The 18,063-nt window shown below is 30.8% G+C and carries 16 protein-coding genes; 6 read left to right on the forward strand and 10 right to left on the reverse strand.

Annotation, left to right across the window (positions count from 1 at the left end; genetic code table 11):
* Positions 1-74: 74 nt before the first annotated feature.
* Both ACZ5N4_RS17395 and ACZ5N4_RS17400 read left to right on the forward strand, forming a co-directional pair.
* Entirely contained in the window at positions 75-755 is a 681-nt protein-coding gene (locus ACZ5N4_RS17395) for an ABC transporter ATP-binding protein (RefSeq protein WP_464203765.1), read from the forward strand.
* A complete protein-coding gene (locus tag ACZ5N4_RS17400) occupies positions 748-3,174 on the forward strand; it encodes an FtsX-like permease family protein (protein WP_464203766.1) in 2,427 nt (808 codons plus the stop codon). Before ACZ5N4_RS17395 ends, ACZ5N4_RS17400 begins: the two co-directional genes overlap by 8 nt.
* A gap of 113 nt (positions 3,175-3,287) precedes the next feature.
* Here the strand turns inward: ACZ5N4_RS17400 and ACZ5N4_RS17405 are convergent, their stop codons facing one another.
* Positions 3,288-3,983: a protein kinase family protein gene (locus tag ACZ5N4_RS17405; RefSeq protein WP_464203767.1), complete on the reverse strand. Its 696-nt coding sequence runs from the start codon at positions 3,981-3,983 to the stop codon at positions 3,288-3,290.
* A 171-nt stretch (positions 3,984-4,154) separates the two neighbouring features.
* Here ACZ5N4_RS17405 and ACZ5N4_RS17410 point away from each other — a divergent pair, with 171 nt between their 5' ends.
* Positions 4,155-4,946, forward strand: a complete 792-nt coding sequence (locus tag ACZ5N4_RS17410) for a TIGR00266 family protein (RefSeq protein ID WP_464203768.1) — start codon at positions 4,155-4,157, stop codon at positions 4,944-4,946.
* 275 nt (positions 4,947-5,221) lie between these two features.
* Here ACZ5N4_RS17410 and ACZ5N4_RS17415 read toward each other — a convergent pair whose 3' ends face one another.
* The 3 genes from ACZ5N4_RS17415 to ACZ5N4_RS17425 form a co-directional block, all read right to left on the reverse strand.
* A complete protein-coding gene (locus tag ACZ5N4_RS17415; RefSeq protein WP_464203769.1) occupies positions 5,222-5,428 on the reverse strand; it encodes a DUF350 domain-containing protein in 207 nt (68 codons plus the stop codon).
* A gap of 249 nt (positions 5,429-5,677) precedes the next feature.
* Positions 5,678-8,287, reverse strand: a complete 2,610-nt coding sequence (locus ACZ5N4_RS17420) for a cation-translocating P-type ATPase (protein ID WP_464203770.1) — start codon at positions 8,285-8,287, stop codon at positions 5,678-5,680.
* A 77-nt stretch (positions 8,288-8,364) separates the two neighbouring features.
* Positions 8,365-8,967 carry a DedA family protein gene (locus ACZ5N4_RS17425; RefSeq protein ID WP_464203772.1) on the reverse strand — a complete coding sequence of 201 codons (603 nt, stop codon included), beginning with the start codon at positions 8,965-8,967 and terminating at the stop codon, positions 8,365-8,367.
* Between the two features lie 473 nt (positions 8,968-9,440).
* On the opposite strand from ACZ5N4_RS17425, the gene ACZ5N4_RS17430 reads away from it, so the two are divergent.
* Positions 9,441-10,043, forward strand: a complete 603-nt coding sequence (locus ACZ5N4_RS17430) for a 3'-5' exonuclease (protein ID WP_464203773.1) — start codon at positions 9,441-9,443, stop codon at positions 10,041-10,043.
* Positions 10,044-10,210: 167 nt separating this feature from the next.
* Here ACZ5N4_RS17430 and ACZ5N4_RS17435 read toward each other — a convergent pair whose 3' ends face one another.
* The gene (locus tag ACZ5N4_RS17435; protein ID WP_464203774.1) at positions 10,211-11,212 is read right to left on the reverse strand and encodes a rod shape-determining protein; all 1,002 of its coding nucleotides are present in this window, start codon (positions 11,210-11,212) and stop codon (positions 10,211-10,213) included.
* Between the two features lie 491 nt (positions 11,213-11,703).
* The gene (locus tag ACZ5N4_RS17440) at positions 11,704-12,585 is read right to left on the reverse strand and encodes a LysR family transcriptional regulator (RefSeq protein WP_464203775.1); all 882 of its coding nucleotides are present in this window, start codon (positions 12,583-12,585) and stop codon (positions 11,704-11,706) included.
* 134 nt (positions 12,586-12,719) lie between these two features.
* Here ACZ5N4_RS17440 and ACZ5N4_RS17445 point away from each other — a divergent pair, with 134 nt between their 5' ends.
* Positions 12,720-13,337 (forward strand): histidine phosphatase family protein, encoded by a 618-nt coding sequence (locus tag ACZ5N4_RS17445; protein WP_464203776.1) that lies wholly within the window; start codon positions 12,720-12,722, stop codon positions 13,335-13,337.
* A 415-nt stretch (positions 13,338-13,752) separates the two neighbouring features.
* Here the strand turns inward: ACZ5N4_RS17445 and ACZ5N4_RS17450 are convergent, their stop codons facing one another.
* The 4 genes from ACZ5N4_RS17450 to ACZ5N4_RS17465 form a co-directional block, all read right to left on the reverse strand.
* Positions 13,753-14,709: a polysaccharide deacetylase family protein gene (locus ACZ5N4_RS17450; RefSeq protein ID WP_464203777.1), complete on the reverse strand. Its 957-nt coding sequence runs from the start codon at positions 14,707-14,709 to the stop codon at positions 13,753-13,755.
* A 558-nt stretch (positions 14,710-15,267) separates the two neighbouring features.
* Positions 15,268-16,386 (reverse strand): alpha/beta hydrolase family protein, encoded by a 1,119-nt coding sequence (locus tag ACZ5N4_RS17455; protein WP_464203778.1) that lies wholly within the window; start codon positions 16,384-16,386, stop codon positions 15,268-15,270.
* A gap of 74 nt (positions 16,387-16,460) precedes the next feature.
* On the reverse strand, positions 16,461-16,898 hold the full coding sequence (locus tag ACZ5N4_RS17460) for a MarR family winged helix-turn-helix transcriptional regulator (RefSeq protein WP_464203779.1): 438 nt from the start codon (positions 16,896-16,898) through the stop codon (positions 16,461-16,463).
* Between the two features lie 100 nt (positions 16,899-16,998).
* Entirely contained in the window at positions 16,999-17,466 is a 468-nt protein-coding gene (locus ACZ5N4_RS17465) for a hypothetical protein (RefSeq protein WP_464203780.1), read from the reverse strand.
* Positions 17,467-17,836: 370 nt separating this feature from the next.
* Here ACZ5N4_RS17465 and ACZ5N4_RS17470 point away from each other — a divergent pair, with 370 nt between their 5' ends.
* Entirely contained in the window at positions 17,837-18,040 is a 204-nt protein-coding gene (locus ACZ5N4_RS17470; protein WP_464203781.1) for a hypothetical protein, read from the forward strand.
* The last annotated feature ends 23 nt before the right edge of the window (positions 18,041-18,063 follow it).

The raw sequence follows: 18,063 nt of genomic DNA on the forward strand, positions 1-18,063 counted from the left end.
CTATCCTTTAATTAAATAGTTCTTATGAGTTTCATATATGAAGATCTATTGGAATAAAAAAGGAGGCTATACTTATGGAAATATTAAGAACAGATTCTTTAAAAAAATATTATGGCAAGGATGAAAGCTTGGTAAAAGCCTTAGATGAAGTTAATTTAAGTATTGAGGAAGGCGAGTTTGCAGCAATAATTGGAAGTTCAGGCTCTGGCAAAAGCACTCTGCTTCACTTATTAGGAGGACTCGACAGGCCTACTGCTGGCAAGGTATTCATTGATGGTAAAGATATTTATTCTATGAATGATGAAAAGCTCGCAATATTTAGAAGAAGAAAAATAGGCTTTGTATTTCAATCCTATAACCTTATTCCTGTATTAAATGTGTGGGAAAATATAGTTCTACCTATTGGATTAGATGAAAAAAAGGTAGATGAAAATTATATAAGGGAGCTTATGGGAACCTTAAATATTTATAATAAAAAGGATGCGCTGCCTAGTACCCTTTCAGGAGGACAGCAGCAAAGAGTTGCAATAGCTAGAGCATTATCTACAAAACCATCAATAATATTGGCAGATGAACCTACAGGTAATCTAGACTCAAAAATAGGACAAGAAGTGATAAATTTAATGAAGCTGTCTGTAAAAAAGTATAATCAAACCCTAGTTATGATAACTCATAATGATAAAATAGCTCAAATGGCAGATAGAGTAATTAGAATAGAAGATGGAAAAATAGTTGGAGGTTTGGGAAATGAATAGTTTGTCAAACCTTTCAAGAAAGAATTTAAAAATAAATAAATTAAAAAATATACTTGTTGTTATAGCTATAATGCTATCAACTTGTTTGATAACTACAATAGGTATTTTGTCCTATAGTATTCAACAGATGGAGATAAAAAATATCATAGCTCAAACTGGAGATTGTCATGTTCAATATCAACATGTTAGCGATAAACAAGTTCAAATGCTGAAAAACAACAAAAAGCTTACTTCTGTAGAGGAATATATGTCTTTAGGCTTTAACCAGCAATACATTCCCTATTCCATTGAAATGTGTTATGTAAATAAATCTAAAGGTGATACTACCGACTATTTTAAATTAAAGGAAGGGAAGTGGCCTGAAAAAGAAAAAGATATAGCTATGCCTAAATGGATACTTGAAAAAATAGGTGTTAAACCACAAATAGGAGAAAAAGTTACTCTTTCCTATAGAGAAGGAGCGAAGGAATATAGCTATGAAGGTAAAGGTGAGTTTGTAGTTTGCGGTATTTTAGATGATGGTGAATTACTTAGGACTCAGGGATATAAGGCACTTGCCATTGTTTCAAAGGATTATATTTTAAAAAATGTAAAACCTGAATATATATTTACTCAAGTAACTGCAAAGGTAAAAGGTAGAAACATTTCAAATACTGCCTATGAGGTTGGTCACAGCATAGGTCTTAATGATAAAGATACGAATATAAATGAAATGTATATAAATGCACTAGGTCTATCTAAAGAGGTTCTGATTCCTGCTGGCATTGCTGGCCTCGTAGTTGTGCTTGCAACAGCACTTGTAATATATAATATTTTTTACATTTCTATTAAAGAGAGAATAACTCAATTCGGAATGTTATCTGCCTTAGGAGCAACTAAAAAACAGATAAGAAAAGTTGTAATTAAAGAAGGATTATTATTATCCATTATAGGAATTCCTGGAGGTATTGTCTTAGGACATCTTCTAAGCCTATTTATTATTCCTCTGATTCCTTTGAATGTAAAGCTAACTGTAGAAACTTCACCATATATAGTTTTTTTAGCAGTTCTTGTGAGCTTATTTACAGTTATAATATCCCTTAGAAAGCCAAGCAAAATAGCTTCTAAAATATCTCCTATTGAAGCTATACGATATACTGGTGTAGAGCTAAATTTTAAAAAAAAGGAAAGAAAAAGTAAAGGCCCTATTACCCTGAGAAGATTAGCTTATTTAAATCTTTGGAGAAGCAAAAAAAGAACCTTTATTACTATAGTATCTATGTCTTTAACAGGAATATTGTTTATATTGTTTTTTTCACTGTTATCTAGTATACAAAATAGCCCTGATATTCACATAACCAGTGATTTTGAGTTAACCTCAGCTAATTTGAATAGCAGAGATATTGATGATGGAAGTGATCCTTTAAATAAAGATATATTAGCCAAAGTTAAATCAATGAATGGAATTAAAAAAGTAAATATACTTAAGCATAAGACAATTTATACAGCAGATGATAAGATTTTGAATAAATTTAATAAAGAATTTAAAGGTTCTGATATGGAGATTTTACCTGAATTAAATTGTGACTTTTTTGGCTTTGATGATTCTATGTTAGAGGAGTTAAAAAAGAATCTTTTACTAGGAGAAATTTCTAAAGAAAATTTAAAAAGCAAAGATGAAGTTGTTATGGTAAACTACAATAAAGATAATCACAATGAAGGAAACCCTCTTAAAATTGGAGATAAAGTAATTTTACAAAATAACGATGGGTCTATAAAAAAAGAATTTACTATAGCTGCTGTAGTTAGTTATAACACTAGATGGCTTGGGTACACATCCATAGGTCCTCAATTTATAACCCATGAAACTGCTTTTTCTAAAGTAGTTCAAGATAATAGAATAAGTAAACTATGTATTGACATTAATGAGGACAGTTATAATAATGTAAAATTAAATTTAGAAAATATATCAAAAGCAAATAATAACGCTATATTCTTTGATAGAAAGGAATATAAGCAAAAGCAGGATTTACAGCTTAAGGGCATGGAGCTTGCTGGTGTCAGTCTAATATCTATCATAGGCTTAATAGGAATTCTAAATTCTATAAATACTATGGTTACAAGTATAATGGCAAGAAAAAAAGAATTTGGAATGATGGAAGCTGTGGGACTTTCAAATGTTCAACTTAGAAAGCTTTTGCAAATAGAAGGAGCTTATTATTCTGGTATAAGCATTATAATATCAGTTATTGTAGGAACTCTTCTATCCTATGTATTTTATTTACTTAAGTTTATGGCAGCTGGTAAATATCAGTTTCCGCTAAAGGCTATAATCTTAGTTACAGTAGTATTTACATTAATTCAGCTATTTATAACCTATTTAGTAGAGAAAGAACTTAAAAAGGAATCTATAGTAGATAGAGTTAGATATAATGAGTAATATGGTATTTTTCTTATGATTTTACAGACAACAAGAAAGGAATGTGTTATCTATAGGATATATTACATTCCTTTTATTTTCTACTGTCAACTGTAAAAAAGCATTTGCTTTTATTAAGTTATAGATTTAATTTTCTTTTTAAGCTTTTTATAAGTTCTATAGCTTTTCCTTATGAAATTAAGTACAAATTCAGGAATAGGTATAGTAAACTTATATAAAAAAGGCAAATAATATTTATAATAGGCCTTTTTAAAATCATCCCATAAACAACAATATTCCTTATGCTTAAAATCTGAAATATCAACTACAACTCCGCGATTGTCCATCATCATTATATTTTTTACATGAACATCATGAGGGTAAAGTCCCCTCTTTCTTGCATACTTAAGAGCTTCGTCAATATCTTTTATTATTTTAGGTGGAACTTTTATTCCTAACCTGAAGCAGTTATACAATGTGATACCTTTAATTCTTTTAAGTATTAGATAATCCTCTGTATAATATACTAAATTTGAATAAGCTGGATGATCTCCGATAGCTCTATATACCTCTATTTCTTCTTTTAAGCCTGGCCTTCCTTTAGCGTATATTTTTACTACATAATTCTCAAAGTCTTTATGAGTAAACACTGCTGCATAATTACCACACCCTAATAAACTCCAAGAATTTGGCACGTCTTTTACTACTACTGGATCTTCTGAGTCTATACTTTCAATAATTATATTAGATCTGAGATCTTCATCTATTATAGATATAAATTTTTCAATTTCATGCATATAAGATTTTCTTTCTCCTTTTAATAATGTCATTTTATAAAATAATACTTACTTAATATTTTACCAAAGTTTAAAATTCACTGCTATGTAATTTCCTACTTTAACTATAATTTAAAAACATTTTAAATATTATAATAATATATTGAAGTTAGGGCTAAATTAATATATATTGAAAATACTAATATTAAAGAAAGGATGATATATGTGAATTCTCATGAAATTGACTATAAGATTTATGGGGACGACATGCAGTTTGTTGAAATAGAACTTGATCCTAGAGAAACTGTAATAGCTGAAGCTGGAAGTATGATGTTGATGGATCCTAATATTCAAATGGAAACAATATTTGGAGATGGTTCCTCTCAATCTAAAGGTGGATTTATGGATAAGCTCCTTGGAGCTGGAAAAAGAGTGTTAACAGGTGAAAGTCTATTTATGACAGCCTATACTAACACAGGTTATGGAAAACAGAAGGTAAGCTTTGCAGCACCATACATTGGTAAAATACTTCCTATGGATTTAAGTGCCCTTGGCGGAAAACTTATATGCCAAAAGGATTCTTTCTTATGTTCAGCAAAAGGTGTGTCTGTTGGCATAGATTTTAGGAAAAAATTAAGTGTTGGTTTCTTCGGCGGTGAAGGCTTTATACTTCAGAAATTAGAAGGAGATGGAATGGCATTTATTCACAGCTGTGGTGCACTACTAAAGAAAGATTTATCACATGGAGAAACTTTAAAAATAGACACTGGCTGTCTAGTTGCTATGACAAAGGACGTACGTTATGATATAGAATTTGTAGGTGGAATTAAAAATACTTTCTTTGGTGGTGAAGGTGTGTTTTTTGCCACTGTATCAGGTCCTGGAACTGTATGGATTCAATCTCTTCCATTTAATAGACTTGCAGAACGTGTATTTGCAGCAGCACCTTATGGTGGCGGGAAAAAGGAAGAAGGAAGCATTTTAGGTGGCCTAGGAAACTTCTTTGATGGAGATTAATTATAGAGAAATTGACTAGAAAGTTAACTTATACAAAGGGATATGTTTCCAAAGCTGAAGGTAGATTTAAAAACTTTGTGTCAGTCTTAGTGAAGGGTTTTAAGACAACCTTAGAACCTTAGATGTGTCTGAGCATAGCGAGTTTATCGAAGGTTCTTAGGTCGTCTAAAACACAAGCTTTAGACTGGCTAAAAGTTTTTAACGGACTGAAGCTTTGAAACATAGCCCGGGGGTATAAGTTAACTTTCGGTCAAGTAACCCTATATTGATAACTCTTATGCTCCAACAACTCTTGATACTATAATTGCTATTCCAATGAGTAGCCCTGCGATAACTATAGCTACTGCTGTATTGTTTTTTTCCAACTCTTTATTAAAATCTAAAGGTATTACCTTATCAAATATCAAATATCCTACTAGCATAATAAAAATGCCCAATATTCCAAACAAAACACTTAACCCCAAATTATTTAAAACAGCCATTAAAAAACCACCTTTTCATTTTTATGTTCTAATACAAACTCTTCTGTTTCATTAAACAATTCACTTGGAAACAGTATACTTTCAATATAAATTTTAACATATATTTTTATGTTTGTAAAAGTTCCTTAAAAGCTTATAATCTGAATTTCGGCAGTATCAGTAATTATTTTAAAAATGATTATAAAAAATCTGACACAATAAATATATATGTCAGATTTTTATAATTAAAATATATTTCTAAATGGAATATTACTTTTCAGGTTTTACAAATATTAATTTATAGATCTGAACCACAATTAATGGAATAAAGGACAATCCATATATATATCCATGCTGGCTAGCATTTAATGCTGTAACTTCGAATATTCCCATAAGTGGTCTGAAGGTTAGAACTGCTGTTAGAAGTAAATAACCAATTATCGTTGCAATCCATATATACTTATTTGAGAATACTCCTATTTTAAATATTGATTCTTTAGATCTTGAATTAAATCCATGTATCAATCTTGCTAAACACAAAGTAGCAAAAGCCATTGTACTCGCAACTGAAGCATCTCCTGTTGATAATCCTATATGAAAGGCTATAATTGTACTTAATGCTATTAATACCCCTTCCAAAATAACTTCTATTGCAAAGGACTTATTAAGAATTGGAACATTTACATCTCTTGGTTTTTCTTTCATAATGTTTTGATTATAAGGCTCAAGCCCTATAGCTATAGCTGGAAGACTGTCTGTAACCAAATTGATAAATAGAAGTTGAACTGGAGCAAAAGGAATAGGTAATGCTCCTAGGGACGCATAAAGTACTGACAGTATTCCTGCTGTATTTCCTGATAGCAAGAACTTTATAGAATTTTTAATGTTTGCATATATGCTTCTTCCGTTTGATATGGCCTTGACAATAGTTGAAAAGTTATCATCTGTTAGCACCATAGAGGCAGCATCCTTGGCAACTTCAGTACCTGTTATTCCCATGGCAATTCCTATATCAGCCTGCTTTAAAGCTGGTGCATCATTTACACCATCTCCTGTCATTGCAACTATATTGCCTCTCTCCTGCCAAGCTCTTACTATTCTTATTTTATGCTCAGGTGACACTCTAGCATAGACGGAGATATCCTGAACCTTTTGCTTCAATTCCTCATCACTTATATTTTCTAATTCAAAGCCCTCCATGGCTTCTCTTTCATCCTTCAGTATGCCTATTTGTCTTGCTATGGCAGAGGCAGTTATCTTATGGTCACCTGTTATCATTACTGGTTTAATACCAGCTCTGATACAGTTAGCCACTGCTTCTGCAGACTCAACTCTTGGTGGGTCCATCATAGCTATGAGTCCTACAAAGGTTAAGTCCTTTTCATCTTCTAGAGTAATATCTTTGCCTTCTTCTATGTCTTTATATGCAAAGGCCAACACTCTAAGTCCATTCTTTGAAAAATCCTTATTTATATTTTCTATTTCCTTTTTATCTTCTTCAGTAAGTTCCTCTATTCCATTTGAGGTTTCTATCTTTACAGCTCTTAATAGAAGTACATCTAGTGCACCCTTAGTAATTATAATTGGCCTATCTTGAAGCTTACTAACAGTACTCATCAATTTTCTATCAGAATCAAAGGGTATCTCACCTAATCTTGGATAGTCTTTTCTGATAGATAATTCATCCATGTCATATATTTCGCCCAAGTTAACTAGTGCAACTTCAGTTGGATCACCAATTTCCTTTTTTTCAGTAGTAATAGCATCATTACATAATAATGCCATTAATATTAGCTTTTTCTCTAGAACCTTATTTTTATCCAAATCATCATGATTCAGTACCTTGTTATCAACGTAAATCTTTTGAACCGTCATCTTATTCTGTGTCAAGGTTCCTGTTTTATCTGAGCAGATTACAGAAATACTACCAAGGCTTTCAACTGCGTGAAGCTTTCTCACTATAGCATTTTTCTTGGCCATTTTTTGAGTTCCAAGAGCAAGCACTATAGTTACTATAGAACTTAATGCTTCTGGAATAGCTGCTACCGCAAGGGATACTGCAAACATAAAGGAATCGATTATTTCACGTCCTCTAAATATATCCAAAGCAAAGATAAATGCTGATATAGCCAGTATAACAATGGCAAGTTTTCTTCCAAAGCTATCTAAACTGACTTGAAGAGGTGTTTTCTTTTCCTTTGCATTCTCAAGTAAGTTAGCAATCTTACCAATTTCAGTATTCATACCTATACCAGTAACTAGTACAACTGCTCTACCATAGGTCACAAAACTCCCAGAGAACACCATATTTTTCCTATCTCCAATTGATATGTTGTCCTCATCTATAGGTTCACTCACCTTTAATACACTTTCAGACTCTCCTGTTAGAGAACTTTCATTTACCTGAAGGCTGTAAGTTTCTAGTATTCTGCCATCTGCACTTACATAATCTCCAGCATCAAAATATAAAATATCTCCTACCACTAGCTCTCGTGAAGGAATTTCTACCTTTTGTCCATTTCTTAGGACTTTAGCTGTTGGTGACGAAAGAGCCTTAAGACTTTTCAAAGACTGCTCAGCCTTAATATGCTGTATGGTTCCAAGAATCGCATTGATTGTTATTACTACCATAATTACAAGCGTACTTTCAAGTTTCCCAAGAAAAGCAGATATAAGTGCTGCAGCTAATAATATAATAACTAAAAAGTCTTTAAACTGGTCAATAAAAACCTGTAAGTGACTCTTCCTTGCAGCTTCTTCTAATTCATTAAAGCCATATTGTTCTTGTCTCTTTTTTATCTCTTCATCATTTAAACCTTTATCAGTAACACCTAACATTTTCATAACTTCATTTGAAGATTTCTTATAAAATTCATTCATTATATATCCCCCTTTCAAAGCTTCAAAAAACTTTTATCAAATTTTGTTTATTGCAAACTCATAAGAACTCTATTCTATTACTTACTGCATACCTTATATTTTTTTCTTTTATAAATTACTGTTATAATCACTATTCCAATAATAACTGAAGCAAATATACTGTACTGCTTCATGATCAATTCAATATAACTCCAATTATGACCTATAAAATATCCTAGTGTAATAAGTATTGAATTCCATATCATTATTCCTATCATTGAAAATAAGATAAATGTTGTCATGCCTAATTTAGTTGTCCCTGCTATGATTGAAATATATGTACGAGTAAGTGGAACTAATCTTGTAAAAAGTACTGCTAACTTTCCATATTTTTCAAACCACTTATTTATTGCTTCAATACTTCCTTTCGTCTTTGGAAATTTTACTTTCATTTTTTCTATAAGAGAATTTCCACCATAATATCCCAAAAGGTAACATAAAAGAGAACCAATTAATCCTCCAATAATACTTGAAAATATTGCTCCAAAGTATGTAATCTTTTCCTGCGCTGCAGTAACTCCAATGAAAGGCAATATAACTTCACTAGGCATCATAGGAAAACATGCATATTCTAAAGCAGTAATTGCTACTACTGCAGCATAACCCACTTCATTAACTATGTACATAAGCTGATTTGCCAAAGTATCTACAAATTCTATAATAATCACCTCCTAACTTTGCTCAATTTTACTTTATAGATTAAAAATTTAGCTAAAATAAAAGACTCTATAGCTAGAAAAATTCCTAGCTATAGAGTCTCACTAAACATTAAATGTTATCAAAGCCGGGATTTTATCCGAAATGACGACTTTGAATCCTGTTAAATTACAGGCAGTTACTCCCTCTATAAATATGGTTTTTATTATTATATATCATATACTTATTAACTATATTATCATTAAATTAAAATCATGTCAACTATTTCTATATGCCTTTGTTATCATAATTTTAAGATTTCTGAATAAATTCTCAGAGTTATAACTCTGTATAAACTTAATTAATAAAATTAATTATTGGAAGCTAATGTTGAAAATATGCTTTTATGAAGTTATAATAAATAACTGTAGTAAAAAAGAAATGGATTTAACATAGCACACTAAGGAGATTGTAAATTATGAAAAAGATTTTTATAGATACAGAAACTACAGGCTTAGAACCTGGTGAAATTCTACAACTTACATATTGCGTATGTGATACAAATGATTCTGGAGAAGAAAAAGTTTCTTTTGCCAAAAATTTCTTTTTTGCCGTAGATTATATCGACCCTTCAGCAGAAGCAGTTCATGGTTTTAGTACAAAAACATTAAAAGTTCTATCTAATGGACGCAAATTCAAAGATGTAGCTAAAGAAGTAGCTGAAGATTTAAATGGTGGTATATTTATTGCCCACAATGTAAGATTTGATCAAAAGTTTATCACTGCAGAATTTAATAGATTAAACAGCATAAATTGGTCTCCAAAAGGATTTTTTTGTACTATGGAATTCTTTAAATCAATAGTACAGGCAACAACTAAAACCGGTAGATTAAAGAACCCTAGATTGGAAGAAACCATGGCCTTTCTTGAGGTGAATGAGTCTACAGTTCTTAAAGGAGCAAAGAGGCTTTTTAACTGTAAAGATGTAGGTTTTCATGATGCCAGATATGATGTGGCAGGTCTTGTATCCTGTTATTACAGAGCTAAAAAACTAGGCTATGATTTAGATAGGGCTATATAATAAAATTCCTTTACCCTTTATCATCACCTGCTGGTTTAATGGTTAAACTATGGCTTCATCTTATTTTCTTAACAAATAAGTATAAAGTCACAAGGTAAAAAGTTGACTTATATAGAGATATAAGTCAACTTTTTTGTTTGGAATTTTATATTTCTTTTAAGTCTATATTAAACCTTATCTATCATATCCAAACACTTACCTGCACCAAGAACAACACATTCAAGAGGATTTTCTGCAATATAAGTAGGTATATGTATTTCACTATGTATAAGCTTGTCTAATCCTTTTAGAAGTGCGCCACCACCGGAAAGCACTATTCCTTTGTCCATTATATCTGCTGCAAGCTCTGGCGGAGTTTGTTCAAGAGTACTTTTAATTGCTTCAATTACTAAAGCTACTGGTTCTTTCAAAGCTTCTCGTATTTGACCTTCTGTTATAGTAATAACCTTTGGAAGCCCTGTCATTAAATCTTGTCCTCTTATTTGCATATCTTTTTCTGCTTCATCCTCATTTTCATAGGCAGAACCTAGTTCAATTTTAACATCTTCCGCTGTTCTTTCTCCTATCATTGCATTAAACTCTCTTTTAATATAATTAATAATTGTCTCGTCTAATTCATCTCCTGCAACTTTTACGGTATTACTTGTAACAATTCCTCCTAGAGAAACAACTGCCACCTCAGTAGTGCCTCCACCTATATCGATGATCATACTTCCAACTGGTTCATCTACAGGCAGACCTGCTCCTATAGCTGCAGCCACAGGCTCCTCAATTAGCATAATCTTACGTGCTCCCACCTGGCTTGCTGCCTCATTAATTGACCTCTTTTCAACCTCAGTAACTTCTGAAGGATGGCAAATTGCAATTCTAGAATTTTTGAAAGCACCTTTCCCACTGGCCTTTTCAATAAATTTTTTAAGCATTTGCTGAGCAATATCAAAGTTAGCAATTACCCCATCCCTTAATGGTCTAATAGTTGCAATATTTTCTGGTGTTCTGCCTATCATATTCTTAGCATCTGAACCAACAGCTAGAACTTGTCTATTTGTAGTATTTATAGCTACAACGGAAGGCTCTCTTAATAAAATACCCTTTCCTTTTGCATATACCAAAGTATTTGACGTCCCTAAATCTATTCCTATATCTCTAGACGTTACAAAAAATCCCATCAAAATTTCTCCTTTCAAATTTACAATATATCTTTAAGATAATATTGAGGATAATGTATGGAAAAGTAGATTTGTATTTTTCATAAAGTCCCCTACATACTTGTCTTACAGTATATATTTAATTAAGCCATTTTTCAATACATAAACATTTCCTATGATTCCATAAATTATTACAATGATGAGATTTTTGGGATATATGATTACCAATTTTAAAACCTATAGAAACCAAATAAAGCACTAAATTCTTATATTCTCAGATACTTCCGCTCCTCTACATTAAGATAAAACTATGTATGTATTTTTCTGCTTTTTTTATCATTAATTTTCTTCATTCCATCAAGATCACAAATGATAACATAATAAGCTTATCAATAATATTTTACTCCTTATATTTATTGAGAATTCTGTTTATTTCTTTATACTCCTGAAACAAAGGACCATCTGCAGATGTAAGTTTTATGATTGGTTTATCATACTTTAAAATCTTGATATTAAGAATTTACAATAGATATAAATTTCTTAACTATAGGTGAAATTTTTTCATTTTCCCTTGTGCAAATAACAATTTCATTTTTAAGGGTAATATCATCTACATGAACTCTTGATAATTTCCCCATATTAACAAGCTCTTTAACAACCATTGAAGAGCAAAAATTGGCACCGTACCCTTCCATTACTGCCATAAGCACCTCATGTAATCCATTGAATTCAAGAGACACATTTGGTAACCTAATGCCATATGTGTTGCAGATAGATTCCAAACATATTCTAGTGTAGCTGCCTTTTTCTCGCATTATAAATGGCTCTAACATCATATCAACTAAAGTCACTTTTTGATTAGCATATTTGTGGCTAGGAGCAACTACAAACCATAACTCATCTTCAGCAATTTTATTTACATCAATTTCATCAATGTGACTGATAGCTCCACTACCAACAACTGCAACATCCACTTGATAACTAATAAGTCGCTGTATTGCCTCTTCTGTATTCATTGTGGAAACTTCAATATTTATATCTTCATTTTGTTGTTTTAAATGTGATGCCCATTTAGGTATTAAAAAATTAGATGCAAGATAGTTGCCCGCTATTTTTAAAGTGCCCTTTTTCCCTTGTATATAACCACTTATAAGTATTTCCATTTTATCTTCTAGCATGAAAAGCACCTTTGCCTGATCTGCCAGCTTTTCTCCTATTTCAGTTAACCGTACACCTCTCCCATTAGGTTCAAATAGATCTATACCCAGTTCTCTTTCAAATTTTTTAATCTGAGAAGTGATTGCCGGCTGACTAATTCGTAATTGCTCTGCTGCAAGGGTTACACTTCCAAACCTTGCCACTACATAGAATAACCTTAAGCCATGTAAATTCATATTCTAACCTCATTCATACATTTTATTTATAGATACCTAAATAATATATATTATACTTATAAATACATTTCTTTTATACTATTCATATAAATTTATTTAAGCGGTACTGCACTAAGTATACCTAGGAGGAAAATATGAAAGAAACTACTATCTATTTGGTTAGGCATGGACAAACAGAATGGAATCTAGAGAAAAGAATTCAAGGGCATAAAAATTCCCCTCTAACAAAACTTGGTGTAATTCAAGCAAAAGGATTACATAAAAGACTTCTTGATGAAAATATTGATTTCATTTACTCTAGCGAAAGCAAACGTGCTTATGACACAGCAAAGATTATTAAAGGTAATCGCAACATTCCTATAATAATAAAACAAGAACTAAGAGAAATTCATATGGGACACTGGGAAGGTCTACAGCAGCTAGATATTATAAATAAATATCCTGAGTCTTGGAATCATTTTTGGAACAAGCCTCACTTATATGTTCCTACTGAATCAGGTGAAACTTATCAAGAACTGCAAGATAGAGCTATACCTGCTATTGGAGACATTGTCAATATAAACCAAGGCAAAACTGTGCTTGTGGTAACCCATCGAATTACTTTAAAAGTAATTATGGCACATTTTAATAACCAAGAAATACATGATATTTGGAATACATCAGACATAGAACCATCAAGCCTTTCTAAAGTATCAATCAAAGATGGGATAGCTAAAATTCTTCTATATGGCGATACTTCTCACTATATTTGATTAGTATTTTATTATAGGTTCTTAACAAGCATTAAATATTTAATTAGTAATATCCCTTATAAACGTTGGGGATATTATTAATTAAATTTCTACTACCACTCTACAAGGTAATCCAGTGGAATCTTGCAGACTTAATGGGAAACAATATATTGTCACATCATTGTTTTAGGCTTTTTGTACTCCAACTAGGCTTATTTTTTTACTTATTAAAAAATCCACAAGATTATCTGATAACTCAGCGCTTTTTTTCCAGTACTGATCTGTATAATATCACTTATATCAATTGTTCTGCCAACTCTTTTTATATTTTCTAGTGGAAATTCTTTATTTATTGCATCAAAATTAGTACCAATATGCCCCATCTTTCTAAGTGAATCACATGTTATAAAAAAGAGTCTGGTTGTGCAATACTGATTTATGACATCGTTCTAAATTCATATCCTTGACTTTTTAAATACTCTATTATCTGAGGTAATGCTTTAGCGGTTTCTTCCTTACCATATGTATCGTGCATTAATATTACTACCTTTTCTTTTGTTCCTACACTTTTTTTCACTTCATTCAATAATTCTGCTGCATTTTTTTTATTGCCCTCTGAATCAAAATCGTAAGCATTCCAATCTATGCTGTACATATCCTTCTCTTTTAATTTGGTATTAAATTCTTCTAAATTAGGGTCTTTATAGTACTCTCTTGACATATATCCCCCTGGCATTCTTAACACTCTTGTATTAAAATCTTGTCCAACTACATTTTTAATTGCAGCATTAGTTTCATAAATTTCTTCCATAAAATATTCTACATTAATCTTATTTCCAGGGTATAAATTTTTAAGCTTATGAGAGTAAGTATGATTTGCTAATGCATGTCCTTCTTCAAAGGTTCTTTTTACTACTTTTTTACTTTCTTCGTTGGAGTTTATACTTTGCCCAACTAAACAGAAGGTAGCTTTTATATTATAATTCTTTAACACATCTAATATTTTAGGCGTTACACTTGTAGATGGTCCATCATCAAAAGTAAGAAACGCTATTTTTTTGCCATCATGCTCTATTTTATTGTCTAATATATCTTTAACTTTTTTTACATCATAAGTATATTTTCCTCCTGCAGTATTTACATTAAGTAATTTATCTGTATCACTGTCTTTAGTTGTCTTTTCTTTTGTCTCTTTTCTATCCTTTATTTCTTTAACATTATTAGTTGATACTATTTTATTAGCCGCTATTCCTTTAGTAGCTTGTACCATTTTACCATGATAATAATCATACCCTTTATATGATAAAATCGAAGCTCCAATTAGAGATACTAGAATTAAACCTTTTCTTATAATTTTAGCACCTTTATTTTTTCTTCTGTTTTTTCTTCTCATTATATGAGTCCCCCTTCTCCTAGTCGAAAGACTTCTTTAAAAGTCTTAATTCATAATAAATAGCATATAAAAAAGTCATCCTTGATTTTGTATTTGTTAAATAAGAATATACAGGATACTTTTATTATAAAAAATAATTATTTCAAAACTTATATCAGTTGTATCTACCTTGTATATAATCTGTAAAATTATATTAAGTTTCATCAGCATAAGTCAAAATTCATTTAAAATTGATACATAAAGTCTTTTATAATTCTATTTTAAAGAGAGTATCTCTACTTCTTATAAACTAAATATAAACAAAATATAAACTTTATACTTAAAATTATATAAAAAGAAACTTCGTGATCTCTAGATACAATGCAAATAGAAAAAGATGACTTTAATTTAACGAAGTCATCTTTTTTCGAAATTAGTAAATTTCTTGCTTCCATTATTTTAGCACCTATAGCTCCAAGATTTGTAACCTAATATATAAAGGATTTGCGAAAAAGTTAGAAATTTAGATTGGTGAAAAGTCTAGATGACTTTTCATCAGCAACTTATCAATTTTAAAAATCACATCTCAAATTTTTTCTTTAACCAATCTATTATCTCTGGAAACACTTCATCTAAATAATTCTGCGTACAATGTTCACCATCTTCATAATATTTAAGTGTCTTTTCACCTATTGCCCACCTCATCATCTTTTCAGCATGAATTTTAGGCGAAGGCATTACTTCATCCTTTCCTGCATGGTAGAATAATAATGGAACTTTTAAATTAGGCTCTTGTCCAATGTCCCAATCAAATTTGTCAACCGCTTCTTCTAATGTTTCACATCCAGTCATATATGTGACACCTCGTTGCCAAATTAGGTTAAGTCGTTTCATTCCTTCTAATCCACCTATATAGACAAGTCCACTATTACCGACTACATATTTTACCCGTTTATCATATGCTGCACACATCGGTGCTAAATATCCTCCTAAACTAAAACCAACTAATCCAATTTTCTCTAAATCAATTTTATATATCTGTTGCTGCTCAAACCAGTCAATAATAGCTGATACCACTTTATGATATTCTTTCGCATCAAATTTCATATCTTTCCATAGTTCACCTTGCCCTGGCCCGTCAAAGGTAAAAAAGTTAAACCCATGTTGCTTATATATTGTGCCTTGTGAATGACCTTCAGCCTCTTTAATATTATCCATTCCGTTTACGAAAATTATAAGCGGTTTGTTTGAAGTATCTGAAAGTCTTAAATATCCTGGAATTTTTACTCCCTGGAAAGGTATCTCAATTCGTATAGGTCTTTCTCCTTCATCATATAAATTAAGCGCTCTTTTATAACTTGTTCTTGCTTGCTCTTGTGTTCTTTGTTTTTGAATACTGTCAATAAAAAATATATGCTGTCCAATATGATAGCAAGCTACAGCTTCATGAAACAATGCCCTTGCTTTAAACTCGTACCCTTCATTTAAAGCTTGTTCTGCCTTCTTATATAGCTCATCACCCTCTGTACTCCATTCATTGCACCATTGCAGCCAATTAGGAATTCTTGTCACTACTCTTCTCAATCTCCCATAATCTATTCCGAAAGACAGGAATCTTCCATACCATCTTTGATAAACTTTTTTCTCACTAAAAATAAATTTGAATGCAAACTTTTCTTTTAAAGATAACTTTACCATGATTTCCTCCTTTAAACTATTTTATATGGTAGATATGACTATAATGGTTATAACAACTATTTGATAAAAAATATTTATTCAGTGTTTCTATATATTTTTTCTAAAACATTTTTAAATATTTCTAATTCTTCGTCTGATATGCCTTTTCTAAACTGTTCATTTATTGATTTAACAGAAGGTATAAGGTCATTAAACATGTCTCTTCCTTCATCTGTAAGGTAAATACATGAGCTTCTTCTATCTTCTTCATGCTTTTCTCTTACTACATATCCTTTTTTACAAAGCACATCTAGTATTCTAGTAACATTTGTTTTATCTTTGTACGTTCTCGTTGCAATTTCACTTTGAATTAAACCAGGTTCTACATATAATACATTCAGTACTGTCCATTGTTCAAAGGTTATATCATATCCTTTTTCTAAAAATACGCTAAGAATCTTTCTTTTAACGCAAACTTCGCCTTTAACTATTAAATATCCAATTAACTGTGTATAATCATATTTATTCTTCATACAATCGCCTGCCTTCAACAAGTTGATATAACTATAGTAGTTTTATCAACTGTTTTTGTCAAGATACATTTTATCATATAAAAAAATAGTTGCTTATGAGTTATTCATTTATATGATTGGAGTCGGAGGTTTTATTTAAGCTATTTATTTTTTTCCCTTCTACAAACATCTTTATAAACAGGAAAATATTTATTAAACCGCAGATTATCTCTAAGGACTGCAACAAATAAAAGGTTGTACCTATCCTATCATTCTGTGCAAGATAATTCAAAGTAATTGCTAGAGGAGCAAGAAAAATTGCCCCATTTAATCCAATCCACTTTATTCGTCTAACTCTTCTAAGCTCATAGAAATTGTTCGGGTATAGTATAGTCAGTTTTCTTTCTGAGACAGCTGTTAAAATCATACATATAATCAGTAGTAACAATGCATATAAGATAGTTCTTTTTACAGCTGCAATAAGAATATGATCACCAATAAACTCTGAGACTAAACTAGAAGTCATAAAACATATAATCATTAAAAATGCAGTAATAGATGCTATTCGGTTAAGTAACTTTAATCTCATAACAACACCCTCCTTGGATTTATTATCTTATTAATTTTATTTTCAGCTTTTCAGTCACTATGGTGATAAAATAGTCAACTGAATCACCTAAATTAAAATCTATATAAGAACATATCATATTAATTCGTTATAACTATAATAGTTATAACAATTATAGTTATAACAACTATATTTAAGTTAATAATATAATGTATCAAATCCTAAGTCAATATAATATTACAAAAATTTAGATAAAATATATTAATTTTAATAATTGTAAAAATTAAAAAACACTTTGAATCACTCTGGAATAAAATATTTTTATAACCTAGAACTAGCTATGAGCTAAATAATTATAATTTCACAAAGTATTTTTTAAGGAGTGATCTTTATGGGTCTTATGAATATTCCTACCAAAACTTTGGGAGGTAAAGTATTTTGGTATACTTTAAAATCAAAAAATGGATGGAAGCTTCAACAAAATAAATTTACTTTTCACTATAGAATTCTAGATCCAGAAAATGTTAGACGTGATTGGGGAACAGATTTAGCTGATATTAATAAAGCTTTTGATTTATTTACAGGTAGTTATTAAAAATTAATTCCCCCTAGCATTAA

This window comes from Clostridium nitrophenolicum (assembly GCF_055391695.1).

Excerpts from the sequence above, each read along its gene's own strand:
- ACZ5N4_RS17460 (WP_464203779.1), bottom strand. The coding sequence starts at position 16,898 with ATGAAGAATAAATATGATTATACACAGTTAATTGGATATTTAATAGTT.
- ACZ5N4_RS17420 (WP_464203770.1), bottom strand. The coding sequence starts at position 8,287 with ATGAATGAATTTTATAAGAAATCTTCAAATGAAGTTATGAAAATGTTA.
- ACZ5N4_RS17440 (WP_464203775.1), bottom strand. The coding sequence starts at position 12,585 with ATGAATTTACATGGCTTAAGGTTATTCTATGTAGTGGCAAGGTTTGGA.
- ACZ5N4_RS17405 (WP_464203767.1), bottom strand. The coding sequence starts at position 3,983 with ATGACATTATTAAAAGGAGAAAGAAAATCTTATATGCATGAAATTGAA.
- ACZ5N4_RS17445 (WP_464203776.1), top strand. The coding sequence starts at position 12,720 with ATGAAAGAAACTACTATCTATTTGGTTAGGCATGGACAAACAGAATGG.
- ACZ5N4_RS17470 (WP_464203781.1), top strand. The coding sequence starts at position 17,837 with ATGGGTCTTATGAATATTCCTACCAAAACTTTGGGAGGTAAAGTATTT.
- ACZ5N4_RS17395 (WP_464203765.1), top strand. The coding sequence starts at position 75 with ATGGAAATATTAAGAACAGATTCTTTAAAAAAATATTATGGCAAGGAT.
- ACZ5N4_RS17450 (WP_464203777.1), bottom strand. The coding sequence starts at position 14,709 with ATGAGAAGAAAAAACAGAAGAAAAAATAAAGGTGCTAAAATTATAAGA.
- ACZ5N4_RS17430 (WP_464203773.1), top strand. The coding sequence starts at position 9,441 with ATGAAAAAGATTTTTATAGATACAGAAACTACAGGCTTAGAACCTGGT.
- ACZ5N4_RS17435 (WP_464203774.1), bottom strand. The coding sequence starts at position 11,212 with ATGGGATTTTTTGTAACGTCTAGAGATATAGGAATAGATTTAGGGACG.
- ACZ5N4_RS17455 (WP_464203778.1), bottom strand. The coding sequence starts at position 16,386 with ATGGTAAAGTTATCTTTAAAAGAAAAGTTTGCATTCAAATTTATTTTT.
- ACZ5N4_RS17400 (WP_464203766.1), top strand. The coding sequence starts at position 748 with ATGAATAGTTTGTCAAACCTTTCAAGAAAGAATTTAAAAATAAATAAA.
- ACZ5N4_RS17415 (WP_464203769.1), bottom strand. The coding sequence starts at position 5,428 with ATGGCTGTTTTAAATAATTTGGGGTTAAGTGTTTTGTTTGGAATATTG.
- ACZ5N4_RS17465 (WP_464203780.1), bottom strand. The coding sequence starts at position 17,466 with ATGAGATTAAAGTTACTTAACCGAATAGCATCTATTACTGCATTTTTA.